This is a genomic window from Catenovulum sp. 2E275 (assembly GCF_025515275.1).
Classification (GTDB): domain Bacteria; phylum Pseudomonadota; class Gammaproteobacteria; order Enterobacterales; family Alteromonadaceae; genus Catenovulum.
The window spans coordinates 1-15,531 of the sequence record NZ_JAOPFU010000066.1; the positions used below are offsets into that span (position 1 = coordinate 1).

Annotated in this window: 13 protein-coding genes and 1 tRNA gene; all 14 read left to right on the forward strand. The window is 41.0% G+C overall.

Going from position 1 to position 15,531, the window contains the following annotated elements; translation table 11 throughout:
• Positions 1-94, forward strand: a 94-nt coding sequence (locus N7931_RS18040; RefSeq protein WP_262793262.1) for a hypothetical protein, incomplete at its 5' end; no start/stop codon positions are given.
• Between the two features lie 56 nt (positions 95-150).
• A tRNA-Trp gene (locus N7931_RS18045) sits at positions 151-227 on the forward strand.
• A 60-nt stretch (positions 228-287) separates the two neighbouring features.
• Positions 288-668 (forward strand): preprotein translocase subunit SecE, encoded by a 381-nt coding sequence (gene secE, locus N7931_RS18050; RefSeq protein WP_262795746.1) that lies wholly within the window; start codon positions 288-290, stop codon positions 666-668.
• Positions 669-671: 3 nt separating this feature from the next.
• Entirely contained in the window at positions 672-1,214 is a 543-nt protein-coding gene (gene nusG / locus N7931_RS18055; protein WP_262795747.1) for a transcription termination/antitermination protein NusG, read from the forward strand.
• Positions 1,215-1,312: 98 nt separating this feature from the next.
• The gene (rplK, locus tag N7931_RS18060) at positions 1,313-1,741 is read left to right on the forward strand and encodes a 50S ribosomal protein L11 (protein ID WP_262795748.1); all 429 of its coding nucleotides are present in this window, start codon (positions 1,313-1,315) and stop codon (positions 1,739-1,741) included.
• Positions 1,742-1,744: 3 nt separating this feature from the next.
• Positions 1,745-2,449 carry a 50S ribosomal protein L1 gene (rplA, locus tag N7931_RS18065; protein ID WP_262795749.1) on the forward strand — a complete coding sequence of 235 codons (705 nt, stop codon included), beginning with the start codon at positions 1,745-1,747 and terminating at the stop codon, positions 2,447-2,449.
• A 271-nt stretch (positions 2,450-2,720) separates the two neighbouring features.
• The gene (gene rplJ / locus N7931_RS18070; RefSeq protein ID WP_262795750.1) at positions 2,721-3,215 is read left to right on the forward strand and encodes a 50S ribosomal protein L10; all 495 of its coding nucleotides are present in this window, start codon (positions 2,721-2,723) and stop codon (positions 3,213-3,215) included.
• Positions 3,216-3,277: 62 nt separating this feature from the next.
• A complete protein-coding gene (gene rplL / locus N7931_RS18075) occupies positions 3,278-3,646 on the forward strand; it encodes a 50S ribosomal protein L7/L12 (RefSeq protein ID WP_262795751.1) in 369 nt (122 codons plus the stop codon).
• Positions 3,647-3,826: 180 nt separating this feature from the next.
• A complete protein-coding gene (rpoB, locus tag N7931_RS18080) occupies positions 3,827-7,855 on the forward strand; it encodes a DNA-directed RNA polymerase subunit beta (protein WP_262795752.1) in 4,029 nt (1,342 codons plus the stop codon).
• A gap of 70 nt (positions 7,856-7,925) precedes the next feature.
• Positions 7,926-12,149: a DNA-directed RNA polymerase subunit beta' gene (gene rpoC / locus N7931_RS18085; RefSeq protein ID WP_262795753.1), complete on the forward strand. Its 4,224-nt coding sequence runs from the start codon at positions 7,926-7,928 to the stop codon at positions 12,147-12,149.
• Between the two features lie 160 nt (positions 12,150-12,309).
• Complete coding sequence (rpsL, locus tag N7931_RS18090) at positions 12,310-12,684, forward strand: 30S ribosomal protein S12 (RefSeq protein ID WP_262795754.1); 375 nt, start codon at positions 12,310-12,312, stop codon at positions 12,682-12,684.
• Between the two features lie 77 nt (positions 12,685-12,761).
• Positions 12,762-13,232: a 30S ribosomal protein S7 gene (rpsG, locus tag N7931_RS18095; protein WP_262795755.1), complete on the forward strand. Its 471-nt coding sequence runs from the start codon at positions 12,762-12,764 to the stop codon at positions 13,230-13,232.
• A 24-nt stretch (positions 13,233-13,256) separates the two neighbouring features.
• Positions 13,257-15,353 carry an elongation factor G gene (gene fusA, locus N7931_RS18100; RefSeq protein WP_262795756.1) on the forward strand — a complete coding sequence of 699 codons (2,097 nt, stop codon included), beginning with the start codon at positions 13,257-13,259 and terminating at the stop codon, positions 15,351-15,353.
• A 56-nt stretch (positions 15,354-15,409) separates the two neighbouring features.
• Positions 15,410-15,531, forward strand: a 122-nt coding sequence (locus tag N7931_RS18105) for a GTP-binding protein (RefSeq protein ID WP_262795413.1), incomplete at its 3' end; no start/stop codon positions are given.

Below are 15,531 nucleotides of genomic sequence, written 5' to 3' on the forward strand. Positions count from 1 at the left end.
CTCACCAATCGCGATGGACGAAGGTTTACGTTTCGCAATCCGCGAAGGTGGCCGTACAGTAGGTGCTGGCGTTGTTGCTAAAATCTTTGCATAATATATAATTCGAGATTCAAAAGCCCCGCAAGGGGCTTTTGTGTTTAAAGTTTTTGCAGGGGTGTAGTTCCAATTGGTAGAACAGCGGTCTCCAAAACCGATGGTTGCGGGTTCGAGTCCTGCCACCCCTGCCAGCTTTTTGACCTCGCTTAATGCGGGGCATTTTTGTCTGTAAATCCCGTAAAGGTTTTTGTATGAGCGTAGAAGCAGAAAAGCAAGGGAGCAGTTTTGATTCAATTAAGTGGATTTTAACTGTTGTTATCCTCGGTGCTGCGGTTTGGGGCAATCATTATTATGCTGAGCAAGTATCAGTGCTATGGCGCGCGTTAGGCGTGGTTGGTGCTGTTGTTGTTGCTGGTTTAATTGCTGCTCAAACTGGCAAAGGGAAAGCGGGGTTAAGTTTCGCTAAAGAGTCACGCACTGAAGTTCGTAAAGTGATTTGGCCTACTCGTGATGAAGCCTTGCGCACGACTGTTATTGTCTTAATTGCAACTGTTATTATGTCGTTGTTATTGTGGTTCCTTGATGGGATTATGGTGCGATTAGTTTCATTTTTAACTGGATTAGGGCTGTAAACAATGTCAGAACCAAAATTAAGATGGTATGTAGTTCAAGCGTTTTCAGGTTATGAAGGCCGCGTAGCTACTACTTTAAAAGAGCATATTGCATTAAACAGTATGGAAGAATATTTCGGTGACATTTTGGTGCCAACCGAAGAAGTTGTTGAAATGCGTGCTGGTCAAAAACGCAAGAGTGAGCGTAAGTTTTTCCCAGGTTATGTTTTAGTTCAAATGATCATGAATGATGAGTCATGGCATTTGGTTAAAAGCACGCCGCGGGTACTTGGCTTTATTGGTGGTACGAGTGATCGTCCTGCACCAATTTCTGATCGTGAAGCGCAAGCGATTTTAAATCGTCTTGAAGAAAATCATGATAAGCCACGTCCGAAAACATTATTTGAACCAGGTGAAGTGGTTAGAGTTAATGATGGTCCATTTGCTGACTTTAACGGTGTTGTTGAAGAAGTGGATTATGAAAAGAGCAGATTAAAAGTGTCAGTTCTGATCTTTGGTCGTTCTACACCAGTTGAATTAGAATTTTCACAAGTTGAAAAAGGTTAACGATTAAATTATAATCCGCGACCCAATTTAGAACCGGGTAGCCGTAAAGTAAGTGTCCTCGCATTTACTAGGCGTAGACCCACAAAGAGGTAATTACAATGGCAAAGAAAGTACAAGCCTTAGTTAAGCTGCAAGTTGCAGCTGGCATGGCTAACCCTAGTCCACCAGTTGGTCCTGCGTTAGGTGCGCAAGGTGTTAACATCATGGAATTCTGTAAAGCGTTCAACGCAAAAACAGAAAGCCTAGAAAAAGGTGCTCCGGTACCAGTTGTTATCACAGTTTATAGTGACCGTTCTTTCACTTTTGAAACTAAGACTCCACCAGCATCTTTCTTATTGAAAAAAGCTTTAGGTCTTAAAAGTGGTTCAGCTAAACCACACGTAGATAAAGTGGGTACTGTTACACGTGCACAATTAGAAGACATTGCTAAAGCAAAAGAACCAGATTTAACTGCAGCTGATATGGATGCAGCAGTTAGAACAATCGCTGGTACTGCGCGTAGCATGGGCTTAGTGGTAGAGGACTAATCAATGGCTAAATTAACTAAAAAAGCACGTTTAATCCGTGAAAAAGTTGACGCAACTAAAGCTTATGACATCAATGAAGCTTTAGATTTGTTAAAAGAATTCGCTACAGCTAAGTTTGTTGAAAGTGTTGATGCTTCTATTAACTTAGGCATCGATGCTCGTAAATCAGATCAAAACGTTCGTGGCGCTACCGTTTTACCACACGGTACTGGTCGTACAGTTCGTGTAGCTGTTTTCACTCAAGGTGCAAACGCTGAAGCTGCTAAAGAAGCTGGTGCTGATATCGTAGGTATGGACGATTTAGCTGAACAGGTTAAAGCTGGTCAAATGGACTTCGACGTAGTTATTGCTTCTCCAGATGCAATGCGCGTAGTTGGTCAATTAGGTCAAGTTTTAGGTCCTCGTGGTTTAATGCCTAACCCTAAAGTGGGTACAGTAACACCAAATGTTGCTGAAGCAGTTAAACAAGCTAAAGCTGGTCAGATCCGTTATCGTAACGATAAAAACGGTATTATCCATACTACTATCGGTAAAGTGGATTTTGACAATGATAAGCTTAAAGAAAACCTTGAAGCTTTAATCGTTGCATTGAAAAAAGCTAAGCCATCTACAGCAAAAGGTGTTTTTGTTGCTAAGGTGAGCTTATCTACAACTATGGGCGCTGGTCTTCAAGTTGACCAAGCTGGTTTAAGCACTCAAACTGCTTAATAGTTGTTCAAAAAGCTTTACTTGGCCGCGCTGTTTAGTTAAACTACGCGGCCAAATTTAAGGTCGTGCCGTAAGGCTCACGTCCAAGACCGTAGGTGTTTTAAAGTTAACTTTTGATTTTATTACTTAATTTCCTACGTAGACGGTGAAGGAACCTCGAAGATTGTTTTATACCCTCTTCTGGACCTAATCCGTAAATCATTCCCAACTCAATGGTTAGTTGGGGTAGTTACAATCTAGATAATATCTAGGATATCCAGGAGTTACACTAATGGCATTAGGACTCGCAGGCAAAAAAGAAATTGTCGCTCAAGTCAATGAAGCTGCCACTGGTGCGCTTTCTGCAGTTGTTGCTGATTCTCGCGGCGTTACTGTAGCTGATATGACGTCTTTACGTGCAAAAGCTCGTGAAGCAGGCGTACAACTTCAAGTTGTTCGTAACACATTAGCTCGTCGTGCAGTTGAAGGTACAAGCTACGAATGTCTTAAAGACTTATTCGTAGGACCTACTTTATTAGCTTTCTCTACTGAGCACCCAGGTGCTGCGGCTCGTATTTTAAAAGAGTTCGCAAAAAGTAATAAAGCTTTTGAAATTAAAGGTGCTGCATTTGAAGGTGCGGTAGCTGACGTTGAAATTTTAGCGTCATTGCCAACATACGAAGAAGGTTTAGCGAAGTTAATGAGCTGCATGAAAGAAGCGGCTGCTGGCAAACTTGTTCGTACTATCGCTGCAATTCGCGACCAAAAAGAGCAAGAAGCTGCTTAATTGTGTTGTGTGCTGCTTAGCATATTATTTTGTAAAATATTTTATTATTAGGGTAAAGAGTCATGTCTATTACTAAAGACCAAATCATTGATGCTATTGCTGAAATGTCAGTTATGGATGTTGTAGAATTAGTTTCTGCAATGGAAGAAAAATTCGGTGTATCTGCTGCTGCTGCTGTTGTTGCTGGTCCTGCTGGCGCTGCTGAAGCTGCTGAAGAGCAAACTGAATTCACAGTTATCCTTAAAGGTGCTGGCGCTAACAAAGTTGCTGCTATCAAAGCAGTACGTGGCGCAACAGGTTTAGGCCTTAAAGAAGCTAAAGCTTTAGTTGATGGTGCTCCAGCTCCAATCAAAGAAGGCGCTTCTAAAGAAGAAGCTGAAGAGCTTAAGAAAGCACTAGAAGAAGCTGGTGCAGAAGTTGAAGTTAAATAATCTGTCTTGTACAGTTTATTAGCCTTAACCGGCAAGGGCTGGCGCTTAATGAGTGCCGGCCTTTTTGCGCTATAGAGCTTTGCGCTTAAAAAGTTCAATTAAAACGATTATGATTGTAGCTCAACCATCACTTTAAATTAGTGCCTGATTGATCTTGAAATCAGCAAGCTGAGGAACCCCATGGCTTATTCTTATACCGAAAAGAAACGCATTCGTAAGGATTTTGGTAAGCGTCCGCAGGTTCTGGATGTACCTTATTTGCTTTCCATCCAGTTAGACTCTTTCCGAAAATTCATTGATGTAGACCCTGATGGTCAATATGGACTGGAGGCTGCATTCCGTTCCGTATTCCCAATCGTTAGCTATTCTGGCAGCTCTGAGTTGCAGTATGTTAGCTATCACCTAGGCGAACCCGTATTTGATGTTAAAGAATGTCAAGTCAGGGGGGTAACTTACTCTGCGCCATTACGTGTGAAATTAAGATTAGTTTTATACGATAAAGAAGCTCCTGCAGGAACAATAAAAGATATAAAAGAGCAGGAAGTTTACATGGGCGAAATCCCATTAATGACTGAAAATGGTACATTTGTTATTAATGGTACTGAACGTGTTATTGTTTCTCAATTACACCGTTCACCAGGTGTATTCTTTGATCACGATAAAGGTAAAACCCACTCTTCAGGTAAAGTTTTATACAATGCTCGTGTAATTCCTTACCGTGGTTCTTGGTTAGACTTTGAGTTTGACCCTAAAGATAATTTGTTTGTTCGTATTGATAGACGCCGTAAATTACCAGCGTCAATTATTTTACGTGCATTAGATTACACTTCTGAACAAATTTTAGATCTATTCTTTGAATCTGTTATTTTTGAGATCAGAGAAAACAGTTGCATGATGCAATTAGTGCCTGAGCGTTTATTAGGTGAAACCGCAGCTTTTGATATCAATGATAATGAAGGCAATGTAATTGTTGAAAAAGGACGTCGTATTACGGCACGTCATATTCGTCAATTAGATAAAGCAAATGTTTCTGAATTAGAAGTTCCGGTTGAGTATTTAATCGGTAAAACTTTAAAGCAAACTTATGTTGATGAATCTACCGGTGAAGTAATTGCAGAAGCAAACTCTGAACTGACTTTAGAATTATTAGCTGAATTAGCTAAAGCGGGTTATAAAACACTAGAGACTTTATACATTAATGATTTAGATCATGGTGCATATATGTCTGAAACTTTACGTGTAGATTCAACTACTAACCGTTTAGAGGCGTTAGTTGAAATTTACCGTATGATGCGTCCTGGTGAGCCACCAACACGTGAAGCGGCTGAGGGTTTATTTGAAAACTTATTCTTCAACGAAGACAGATATGATTTATCTAGTGTCGGTCGTATGAAGTTTAACCGCCGTGTTAAGCGTGAAGAATTAGTTGGCGAAGGTACTTTATCAAATCAAGATATTATTGATGTAATGAAAACATTAATTGATATTCGTGATGGTAAAGGTGAAGTGGATGATATCGACCACTTAGGTAACCGTCGTATTCGTAGCGTTGGTGAAATGGCTGAAAACCAATTCCGTGTTGGTTTAGTACGTGTTGAGCGTGCAGTTAAAGAACGTTTAAGCTTAGGTGATTTAGATAATTTAACACCTCAAGACTTAATTAACGCTAAGCCGATTTCAGCAGCTGTTAAAGAATATTTTGGTTCTAGCCAATTATCTCAGTTTATGGATCAGAACAACCCGTTATCAGAAGTAACGCATAAGCGTCGTATTTCTGCATTAGGTCCGGGCGGTTTAACTCGTGAGCGTGCTGGCTTTGAGGTTCGTGACGTACATCCGACTCACTATGGTCGTTTATGTCCTATCGAAACGCCTGAAGGTCCAAACATCGGTTTGATTAACTCATTAGCGAGTTATTCTCGTACCAATGATTTTGGTTTCTTAGAAACGCCATATCGTAAAGTGGTTAATGGTCAGGTAACTGAGCAAATCGAATATTTATCTGCAATTGAAGAAGGTAACTATGTTATCGCTCAGGCGAGTGCAGAAGTTGATGATGATAACCGTTTAGTTGATGAATTGGTTAACTGTCGTCATAAAAACGAATTTACATTAATGAGCTCTGATGAAGTTCAGTATATGGATGTTTCTCCGCAGCAGATCGTATCGGTAGCGGCGTCATTAATTCCATTCCTTGAACACGATGATGCGAACCGTGCATTAATGGGTTCAAACATGCAACGTCAGGCTGTACCAACATTAAAAGCGGATAAGCCTTTAGTCGGCACTGGTGTTGAAAAAACAGTTGCGATTGACTCAGGTGTAACTGTAGTTGCTAAGCGTGGCGGTGTAATTGACTATGTTGATGCAAGCCGCATTGTGGTTAAAGTTAATGAATCTGAAACAGTACCAGGCGAAGCGGGTATTGATATTTATAACTTAACCAAATATACACGTTCTAACCAAAATACTTGTATTAACCAAAGACCAACTTGTGAAGTGGGTATTCCGGTTGTACGCGGCGATGTATTAGCTGATGGTCCTTCTACCGATTTAGGTGAGTTGGCATTAGGTCAAAACATGCGTATCGCGTTCATGCCTTGGAATGGTTATAACTTTGAGGATTCTATCCTAGTATCTGAGCGTGTTGTTCAGGAAGACCGTTTAACCACTATCCATATTCAAGAATTAAGCTGTATTGCGCGTGATACTAAATTAGGTCCAGAAGAAATTACTTCTGATATTCCTAATGTTGGTGAGTCAGCATTATCTAAGCTAGATGAATCTGGTGTGGTATACATTGGTGCGGAAGTTAAAGGCGGTGACATCTTAGTTGGTAAAGTAACGCCAAAAGGTGAAACACAATTAACCCCAGAAGAAAAGCTACTAAGAGCTATCTTTGGTGAAAAAGCATCTGATGTAAAAGACAGCTCATTACGCGTTCCTAACAGCGTAAGCGGTACTATTATTGATGTTCAAGTATTTACCCGTGATGGTGTTGAAAAAGATCAGCGAGCTAAAGAAATTGAACAGATGCAAGTTGCTGAAGTTAAGAAAGATTTAACAACAGAGTTTAAAATATTAGAAGATGATATTTTTGCTCGTGCTAAAAGTTTATTGGTGAAAGCCGGTAAATCTGAAGCTGAGTTAGATGCAATTGACCGTATTAAATGGTTAACACAAAGCTTAACTGATGAAGATCAGCAAGCTGAACTTGAGCAAATTGCTGAACAGTATGAAGAAACTCGTGCTGAATTTGACAAAAAGTTAGAAATTAAACGTAACAAGATCACTCAAGGTGATGACTTAGCACCTGGCGTATTAAAAATTGTTAAAGTGTATTTAGCAGTTAAACGTCAAATCCAGCCGGGTGATAAAATGGCGGGTCGTCACGGTAACAAGGGTGTAATTTCAACGATTCTACCGATCGAAGATATGCCTTATGATGAAAACGGTGATGCGGTTGATATCGTATTAAACCCGTTAGGTGTACCTTCTCGTATGAACGTGGGTCAGATTCTTGAAACTCACTTAGGTGCGGCAGCAAAAGGTATTGGTCGTAAGATCAATCAAATGTTGCAAGAGCAAAAAGAGATTCATGAATTACGTAACTACATTCAGCAAGCGTATGATGTAGGTAATTGTCGCCAGCAAGTAGATATTGCAAGTTTCACTGATGAAGAAGTGATTCGTCTTGCAAGTCATTTAAAAGCTGGTTTACCTATGGCTACGCCTGTATTTGACGGTGCAAAAGAGCCTGAAATTAAAGAATTATTAACCCTTGCTGGTTTACCGACAAGTGGTCAAATTCAATTATATGATGGCCGTACCGGTAACCCGTTTGAGCGTAAAGTAACGGTTGGTTACATGTACATGCTTAAATTGAACCACTTAGTAGACGACAAAATGCATGCTCGTTCTACCGGTTCATACAGCTTGGTTACTCAACAACCATTGGGTGGTAAAGCTCAGTTTGGTGGTCAAAGATTCGGTGAAATGGAAGTATGGGCGCTTGAAGCTTACGGTGCTTCTTATACTCTACAAGAAATGCTGACAGTTAAGTCTGATGACGTTAACGGTCGTACTAAGATGTATAAGAACATTGTTGATGGCAACCATAAGATGGAACCAGGCATGCCTGAGTCCTTCAACGTATTGTTGAAAGAGATCCGTTCTTTAGGTATCAACATTGAATTGGAAGAAGAGTAATCTTCTAAAAGACTAGGAGCCGTAAATTATATTTGCGGCTTAGGATTTTAACTCCGAGTGGAGAATCAGCGTGAAAGACTTACTGAAGTTTCTCAAGCAGCAGAACAAAACAGAAGAATTCGATAGAATTCGCATTGGTTTATCATCACCGGACATGATCCGTTCGTGGTCATTTGGTGAAGTTAAAAAACCTGAAACAATTAACTACCGTACGTTTAAACCTGAGCGTGACGGTTTGTTCTGTGCGCGTATTTTTGGCCCGATCAAAGATTACGAATGTTTGTGTGGTAAATACAAACGTTTAAAGCATCGTGGTGTTATTTGTGAAAAATGTGGTGTTGAAGTTACTTTAACTAAAGTGCGTCGTGAACGCATGGGTCACATTGAATTAGCAAGCCCAGTTGCGCATATTTGGTTCTTAAAATCATTACCGTCTCGTATTGGTTTAATGTTAGATATGACATTACGTGATATCGAACGTGTACTTTATTTTGAATCATTCGTTGTTACAGAGCCAGGCATGACGACTTTAGAGCGTAGCCAGCTGTTAAACGAAGAAGATTATTTAGACGCATTAGAAGAATACGGTGATGAATTTGAAGCAAAAATGGGTGCAGAAGCCATTTTAGCTTTATTAGATAACATTGATCTTGAGCAAGAAATCAAGATGATGCGTGAAGAGTTACCTGAAACTAACTCTGAAACTAAACGTAAAAAAATCACTAAACGTTTAAAACTAATGGAAGCTTTCCATCAGTCTGGTAATGATCCTCGTTGGATGATCATGACAGTATTACCTGTTTTACCACCTGATTTACGTCCATTAGTACCGTTAGATGGTGGCCGTTTTGCAACCTCTGACTTAAATGACTTATATCGTCGTGTTATTAACCGTAATAACCGTTTGAAGCGCTTATTAGATTTAGCCGCTCCGGATATTATTGTTCGTAACGAAAAACGTATGTTGCAGGAAGCGGTAGACGCATTATTAGATAATGGTCGTCGTGGCCGTGCTATTACGGGTTCTAACAAACGTCCATTAAAATCTTTGGCAGATATGATCAAAGGTAAACAAGGTCGTTTCCGTCAAAACTTACTAGGTAAGCGTGTAGATTATTCAGGCCGTTCTGTAATTACAGTTGGTCCTACTTTACGTTTACACCAGTGTGGTTTACCGAAAAAAATGGCCCTTGAGTTATTCAAGCCATTTATTTACGGCAAATTAGAGCTACGTGGTTTAGCAACAACGATTAAAGCAGCTAAAAAATTAGTTGAACGTGAAGCGCCAGAAGTTTGGGACGTTTTAGATGAAGTTATTCGTGAACATCCGGTTTTATTAAACCGTGCTCCAACACTTCATAGATTAGGTATTCAGGCATTTGAACCTGTATTAATCGAAGGTAAAGCGATCCATTTACACCCGTTAGTTTGTGCGGCTTATAACGCTGACTTCGACGGTGACCAAATGGCGGTACACGTACCATTAACGTTAGAAGCTCAATTGGAAGCTCGTGCGTTAATGATGTCTACCAACAACATTTTATCACCAGCAAACGGTGAGCCGATTATCGTACCTTCACAAGACGTTGTATTGGGTCTTTATTACATGACTCGTGACAAAGTGAATGGTTTAGGTGAAGGCGCTGTATTTAAAAACCCGAAAGAAGCTGAAAAAGCTTACCGTACGGGTAATGTTGAATTACACAGCCGAGTAAAAGTTCGAATCTCAGAAGTCACTTTTAATGAAGAAGGTGAAAAAGAGTCTTCAACTCGTATCGTTGAAACTACCGCTGGTCGTGCTATTTTATCGTTAATTTTACCTGATGGCATGTCGTTTGATTTAATCAACCAGCCTATGGGTAAAAAGCAAATTTCTCGTTTATTAAACGGCTGTTATCGTCAGTTAGGTTTAAAAGACACAGTTATTTTTGCTGACCATATTATGTATACAGGTTTCCATTACGCAATGCTTTCAGGTGCATCTGTTGGTATTGACGATATGGTTATCCCAGATGCGAAAAAAGAGATTGTTGAAGAAGCTGAAGCTGAAGTAACCGAAATTCAGGAACAATTCCAGTCTGGTCTTGTAACTGCCGGTGAAAAATACAATAAAATTATCGATATCTGGTCGTCTGCTAACGAACGCGTTGCAAAATCAATGATGGACAACTTGTCTAAAGAAGTGGTTAAAAACGCAAAAGGTGAAGACGAAGAACAAGACAGCTTTAACTCGATTTATATGATGGCTGACTCAGGTGCTCGTGGTAGCCCGGCTCAGATTCGTCAGTTAGCGGGTATGCGTGGTCTAATGGCTAAGCCAGACGGTTCTATCATTGAAACGCCAATTATTGCGAACTTCCGTGAAGGTCTGAACGTACTTCAGTACTTCATCTCAACTCACGGTGCGCGTAAAGGTTTGGCAGATACTGCACTTAAAACTGCGAACTCAGGTTATTTGACTCGTCGTTTAGTTGACGTAGCTCAAGACATGGTTGTAATGGGTGTTGACTGTGGTACTGAAAATGGTACTTGGATGCGTCCGTTAATCGAAGGTGGTGACGTTGTAGAACCACTTCGTGAACGTGTACTTGGTCGTGTTGTTGCTGAAGACGTATTAGTACCTGGTAGCGAAGAAGTGTTAATCGAACGTAATGTGATGATTGATGAAGCGCTTTGTGATCAGTTAGAAGCTAACTCAATTGATGAAGTTAAAGTACGTTCTGTAATTACTTGTAATAACGACTTTGGTGTTTGTGCTCAGTGTTATGGTCGTGACCTTGCACGTGGCCACGTTATTAACCAAGGTGAATCTGTTGGTGTTATCGCGGCTCAGTCAATCGGTGAACCGGGTACACAGTTAACCATGCGTACGTTCCACATCGGTGGTGCGGCATCTCGTGCGTCAGCCGAGAATAGCATTCAGGTTAAAACAGATGGTTCTATCAAGCTAGCACGCGCTAAGTTCGTAACTAACTCTGATGGTAAGCTAGTGATTACTTCACGTTCAAGTGAATTAACAGTAATCGATGAGCAAGGCCGTCAAAAAGAACGTTATAAAATTCCTTACGGTGCGGTAATGAGTAAAGGTGACGGGGATGCAGTATCTGGCGGTGAAGTTATCGCTAACTGGGATCCGCATACTCACCCAATCATCACTGAGGTAGCTGGTAAAGTTCAATTTGCAGATATGGTTGAGGGTGTCACAATTACTCGCCAAACTGATGAGCTAACTGGTTTATCTAGCATTGTAGTGATTGATCCAAAAGATCGTACTGGTGCGGGTAAAGAAATGCGTCCGGCAATTCGTTTGGTTGATGAAAAAGGCCAAGCGGTTAACATGGGCGGCACTGATATGCCAGCACAATACTTCTTACCGGGTAACGCTTTAGTTAACCTAGAAGATGGTGCTCAAGTACAAAGTGGTGATGCGATTGCTCGTATTCCACAAGAAAGTTCAAAAACCCGTGACATCACCGGTGGTCTACCGCGCGTTGCGGATTTATTTGAAGCTCGTAAGCCGAAAGATCCTGCAATTCTTGCAGAAATCTCAGGTACAGTTAGCTTTGGTAAAGAGACTAAAGGTAAACGTCGCTTAATTATTACAGCGGAACATGGCGCGGTTCAACACGAAGAGATGATCCCTAAATGGCGTCAATTAAACGTGTTTGAAGGTGAGCAGGTTGAACGTGGTGAAGTTATTGCCGATGGTCCAGAGTCTCCGCATGACATTTTACGTCTGCGTGGTATCCAAGATGTTTGTAATTACATAGTAAACGAAGTACAAGACGTATATCGCTTACAAGGTGTAAAAATTAACGACAAGCATATTGAAGTTATCGTACGCCAAATGTTACGTAAATGCGTGATCACCGATGCGGGTGATTCACAATTCTTAGAAAGTGAAACGGCTGAGGTTGCTGCTGTTAATATCGCTAACCGTGATTTAGAAGAGCAGAATAAGATACCAGCTAAGTATGAATACCAATTATTAGGTATTACTAAAGCATCACTTTCTACAGAATCATTTATCTCTGCTGCCTCGTTCCAGGAAACAACTCGTGTGTTAACTGAAGCAGCGGTAAGCGGTAAAACCGATGATTTACGTGGCTTGAAAGAGAACGTTATTGTTGGTCGTTTGATTCCTGCTGGTACTGGTTATGCTTATCACTTAAAACGTGCGCAAAGTCGCATGAAAGCAGCTATGCCAGAAGTGGAAACTCAAGTAACGGCTGATGAAGCAGAAAAAGCGCTGACTGATGCATTAAATGCTGACTTCAGCAGCGATCAAGATTAATTGTCACCTATTTGTCGCATTAATTTGCCAGAATAAGGCTAAAGGTTATGCGATTTATTTGACAGTTTAATACTTGACCATTAAAATTCCGCGTCCCTAAATTTATGGGACGCGGATTTTTCATTTTTAAACGCTAATAGAAATACATTAGGAGCAGTTGATGGCAACTATTAACCAGCTCGTGCGTAAGCCTCGTGTAAAGCAAACCGTTAAAAGTAACGTGCCTGCTTTAGAAGCTTGTCCACAGCGTCGTGGTGTATGTACTCGTGTATATACAACTACACCAAAAAAACCAAACTCTGCATTACGTAAAGTTTGTCGTGTTCGTTTAACCAACGGTTTTGAAGTAACTTCATACATCGGTGGTGAAGGCCATAACTTACAAGAGCACAGTGTTGTTCTTATTCGTGGTGGTCGTGTTAAAGATTTACCAGGTGTGCGTTATCACACTGTACGTGGTTCATTGGACTGTGCAGGTGTTGCTAAGCGTAAGCAAGCACGCTCTAAGTACGGTGCTAAGAGACCTAAGGCTTAAGGGTTCTCCGATCCGAGTAAGGCCAAGCATCATTAATTATTAGTTTTGGGTAATCCCTGAAAAATTGGAGTAACAAAATGCCTAGAAGAAGAGTCGTAGGTCAACGTAAAATCCTACCAGATCCAAAGTTCAAGAGTGAACTATTAGCAAAATTCGTAAATGTCGTTATGTTAGACGGCAAAAAATCAACCGCTGAAAAGATTGTTTACGGTGCGTTAGATATTGCTGCTGAAAAAGCAAGCAAAGAACATTTAGATGTGTTTGAATCAGCTTTAGACAATGTTCGTCCAGCTGTGGAAGTTAAATCACGTCGTGTTGGTGGTTCTACTTATCAAGTTCCAGTAGAAGTTCGCCCTGTTCGTCGTAATACTCTTGGTATGCGTTGGTTAGTAGAAGCTGCTCGTAAGCGTGGTGAAAAATCAATGGCTCAGCGTCTAGCTGCTGAAATCGTAGACGCATCAGAAAACAAAGGTTCTGCTGTTAAGAAGCGTGAAGACGTTCATCGTATGGCAGAAGCCAACAAAGCATTCGCTCATTATCGTTGGTAATACCGAAACAAGAGGATATTTGTCGTGGCTCGAAAAACGCCTATTGAGCGCTATCGCAATATCGGAATATGTGCGCACGTTGATGCTGGTAAAACTACCACAACTGAACGTGTGCTTTTTTATACCGGTTTATCTCACAAAATAGGTGAGGTACATGATGGTGCGGCAACCATGGACTGGATGGAGCAAGAACAAGAGCGTGGTATTACTATCACATCTGCTGCTACTACAGCCTTTTGGCGTGGTATGGATGCTCAGTTTGACGACCACAGAGTAAACATTATTGATACACCAGGGCACGTTGACTTTACAATTGAAGTGGAACGTTCTCTGCGTGTATTAGATGGTGCCGTTGTGGTGTTTTGTGCATCTTCAGGGGTACAGCCTCAGTCTGAAACGGTTTGGCGTCAGGCAGATAAATATCATGTACCGCGTATGGTTTTCGTCAATAAGATGGACCGTACCGGTGCAGACTTTTTAGCTGTGGTCAGACAAATCGAAAAGCGTTTAAACGCAACGCCTGTTCCGATTCAATTACCAATTGGCGCGGAAGAGAATTTCACTGGTGTAGTTGATTTAATTAAAATGAAATACATCAACTGGAATGATGAAGACCAAGGCACATCCTTCGTTTATGAAGATATCCCAGCAGATATGTTAGATGAATGTACTGAGTGGCGTGAAAAAATGATTGAAGCGGCTGCTGAAGCTTCTGAAGACTTGATGGACAAGTATTTAGAAGGTGAAGAATTAACAGAAGCTGAAATTAAAAAAGCGCTTAGAACTCGTACATTGAACAACGAAATTGTTCTATGCACAGCTGGTTCTGCATTTAAAAATAAAGGTGTTCAAGCAGTATTAGATGCTGTTATTGAATACTTACCATCGCCGGTTGATGTGCCTGCTATTAAAGGCATCAATGAAGATGAATCAGAAGGGGAGCGTCATGCAGACGACAATGAACCTTTCTCGGCGTTGGCATTTAAGATTGCAACCGATCCATTTGTTGGAACACTCACTTTCTTCAGAGTTTATTCTGGTGTTGTAAATACAGGTGATGCTGTTTATAACCCGGTAAAATCCAAACGTGAGCGTTTCGGTCGTATTGTACAAATGCACTCTAACAAGCGTGAAGAAATTAAAGAAGTTCGCGCGGGAGACATCGCTGCCGCTATCGGCTTAAAAGATGTAACCACAGGGGATACATTATGTGCACCTGAGCACATTATCACCCTTGAACGTATGGAATTCCCAGAGCCGGTTATCTCGGTTGCTGTTGAGCCAAAAACCCAAGCAGACCAAGAAAAAATGGGCATTGCTTTAGGTAAATTGGCCGCGGAAGATCCGTCTTTTAGAGTTGCAACAGACGACGAAACAGGTCAAACTATCATCTCTGGAATGGGTGAATTACACCTTGACATTATCGTAGATCGTATGCGCCGCGAATTTAAAGTGGAAGCAAATGTGGGTAAACCACAAGTTGCTTACCGTGAAACAATTCGTGGTACGGTTGAAGTCGAAGGTAAATTTGTTCGCCAATCCGGTGGTCGTGGTCAATTTGGTCATGTTTGGTTGAAAATTGAACCTCAGGAAGAAGGTGCTGGTTACGAATTCGTTAACGAAATCGTAGGTGGTGTTGTTCCTAAAGAATATATCCCGGCTGTTGACAAAGGTTGTCAGGAGCAAATGCAATCGGGTGTGTTGGCTGGCTATCCAGTGCTTGATGTTAAAGTCACTTTATATGATGGTTCATACCATGATGTTGACTCTAACGAAATGGCATTTAAAATTGCTGGTTCAATGGGCTTCAAAAAAGGTTGTGCGCAAGCTACTCCGGTATTGCTTGAGCCAACAATGAAAGTTGAAGTGACCACTCCCGAGGAGTTTATGGGAGATGTTGTGGGTGACATTAACCGCCGTCGAGGCATGATCGATGGTATGGAAGATGGCCCAGGTGGTATTAAAATTGTGCAAGCTAAAGTACCATTGGCTGAAATGTTTGGGTATGCAACTGATTTGCGTTCACAAACACAAGGTCGAGCTTCTTACTCCATGGAGTTTGAGCGCTATAGTGAAGCACCAAAAAATATCACTGAACAAATAATCGAATCTCGAAACTAAAGTCTTAGTAACTAGTAATGACCCAGTTTGGGTCATCTTATAAAAGGTAATTAAAAGTGGCTAAAGCAAAATTTGAACGTACTAAACCGCACGTTAACGTTGGTACAATTGGACACGTTGACCACGGTAAAACAACTTTAACAGCAGCAATCTCTACAGTATTGGCAAAAACTTACGG

Coding starts and splice junctions, on each gene's coding strand:
- secE (WP_262795746.1), top strand. CDS start 288: ATGAGCGTAGAAGCAGAAAAGCAAGGGAGCAGTTTTGATTCAATTAAG.
- rplA (WP_262795749.1), top strand. CDS start 1,745: ATGGCTAAATTAACTAAAAAAGCACGTTTAATCCGTGAAAAAGTTGAC.
- nusG (WP_262795747.1), top strand. CDS start 672: ATGTCAGAACCAAAATTAAGATGGTATGTAGTTCAAGCGTTTTCAGGT.
- rpoB (WP_262795752.1), top strand. CDS start 3,827: ATGGCTTATTCTTATACCGAAAAGAAACGCATTCGTAAGGATTTTGGT.
- rpsL (WP_262795754.1), top strand. CDS start 12,310: ATGGCAACTATTAACCAGCTCGTGCGTAAGCCTCGTGTAAAGCAAACC.
- rplJ (WP_262795750.1), top strand. CDS start 2,721: ATGGCATTAGGACTCGCAGGCAAAAAAGAAATTGTCGCTCAAGTCAAT.
- rplL (WP_262795751.1), top strand. CDS start 3,278: ATGTCTATTACTAAAGACCAAATCATTGATGCTATTGCTGAAATGTCA.
- rplK (WP_262795748.1), top strand. CDS start 1,313: ATGGCAAAGAAAGTACAAGCCTTAGTTAAGCTGCAAGTTGCAGCTGGC.
- rpsG (WP_262795755.1), top strand. CDS start 12,762: ATGCCTAGAAGAAGAGTCGTAGGTCAACGTAAAATCCTACCAGATCCA.